Source organism: Oleiphilus sp. HI0061, from assembly GCF_001635675.1.
The window spans coordinates 1-1,529 of record NZ_LWFE01000419.1; the positions used below are offsets into that span (position 1 = coordinate 1).

Annotated in this window: 1 protein-coding gene; it reads right to left on the reverse strand. The window is 41.9% G+C overall.

Going from position 1 to position 1,529, the window contains the following annotated elements; all coding sequences use genetic code 11:
• Positions 1 to 336 precede the first annotated feature (336 nt).
• A partial coding sequence (gene sthA, locus A3735_RS05670; protein WP_068637727.1) for a Si-specific NAD(P)(+) transhydrogenase occupies positions 337 to 1,529 on the reverse strand: 1,193 nt, incomplete at its 5' end.

Consider the following 1,529-nt stretch of genomic DNA (forward strand, 5'->3'; position numbering starts at 1 on the left):
TAAGGATTCGTTTCCTTCCGTGTCTTCTGGTAAAGGAACATATTTACTATCACCCTCGCCACAACCGGAAAGAATTAAAAGGAGTGTAAACAGGGAGCTCCAAGAAAACAGTCTAAACCTTTGAGTTATCATATAAGCGGCACTTTTCCATGTCTGGCTACGTAGTTTAGTCAGTTGTAGCGATAGTCGGCTTTATTACAAAATATCCCTAATGCTACAAAATCAGAAAAAGTCTTACAAATGAAGGAATTCCGAAGCGTGAACTGAGACAACAAAAAGAAAAAGAGCGTTCAAAAAACGCTCTCAAATCGAAGAAAAATGACGAAAAGTTTAAAATCAGAATATGCGATTAAGACCATTTAGTGCCGCAACACGATATGCTTCTGCCATAGTTGGGTAGTTAAATGTGGTATTAATGAAGTAATCTAGGGTATTTGCATCACCTTCCTGATTCATAATCGCCTGACCGATGTGTACGATTTCGGCCGCCTGATCTCCAAAGCAATGGATTCCCAATATTTTTTTGGTCTCACGATGGAACAATATTTTAAGCATTCCGACCGCTTCACCGGTAATCTGAGCTCTAGCCAAGTCTTTGAAAAATGCCTGCCCTACTTCATAAGGAACTTTGGCTTCCGTAAGCTCCTTTTCATTCTTACCGACAGAGCTAATTTCTGGGATCGTATAGATACCGGTAGGTACATCATTAATAAACCTGAAGTAACTATCGTTAAGCAAAGCGGATGAAGCAGAGCGACCTTGATCGTAAGCAGCGCTAGCAAGTGCTGGCCAACCAATCACATCACCTACAGCATAGATATTCTCTACATCTGTTCGATAGTGGTCGTCAATTGAAAGCTGACCGCGTGAGTTTGCTTCAAGACCTATATTTTCTAGCCCAAGATTTTGGGTATTGCCGCTGCGACCATTACACCAAAGAAAAGCATCAGCTTTGATCTTTTTGCCCGACTCGAAAGTAACCTCTACACCGTAATCGGTACCGACAACTGTCTCGTAGGTTTCGTTGTGTCGGACAAGAACACCATTGTTTCGAAGGTGATAGCTAAGCGCATCAGAAATCTCATCATCAAGGAATGATAGTAATTTCTCGCCAGGATTAATCAGGTCGACTTTCACACCTAAACCGGAAAAAATTGATGCATACTCGGAGCCAATAACACCGGCACCATAAATAACCATAGTGCGTGGAGTATGGCTAAGCTGCAATACCGAATCACTACAATAGATACGCTCATGCGTAAAATCAACGTTGGACGGACGATAGGGACTAGACCCGCTAGCTATGATCGCCTCTTTAAAATGAACAATATCTGCGGAACCATTTCCACGTATTTCTATACGATTATCATCTAGAAAGTAGGCCGACCCGTTGTACAAGTCTATTTTATTTCGCGCATAAAAACGGGTTCTTAGCTTAACCTGTTTACTGATTACCTTTTCTGCGTTCTTCAAGACTCTCGGAAAGGAAAACCATCTTGGCTCACCGATATCACGGAACATGGTATTGG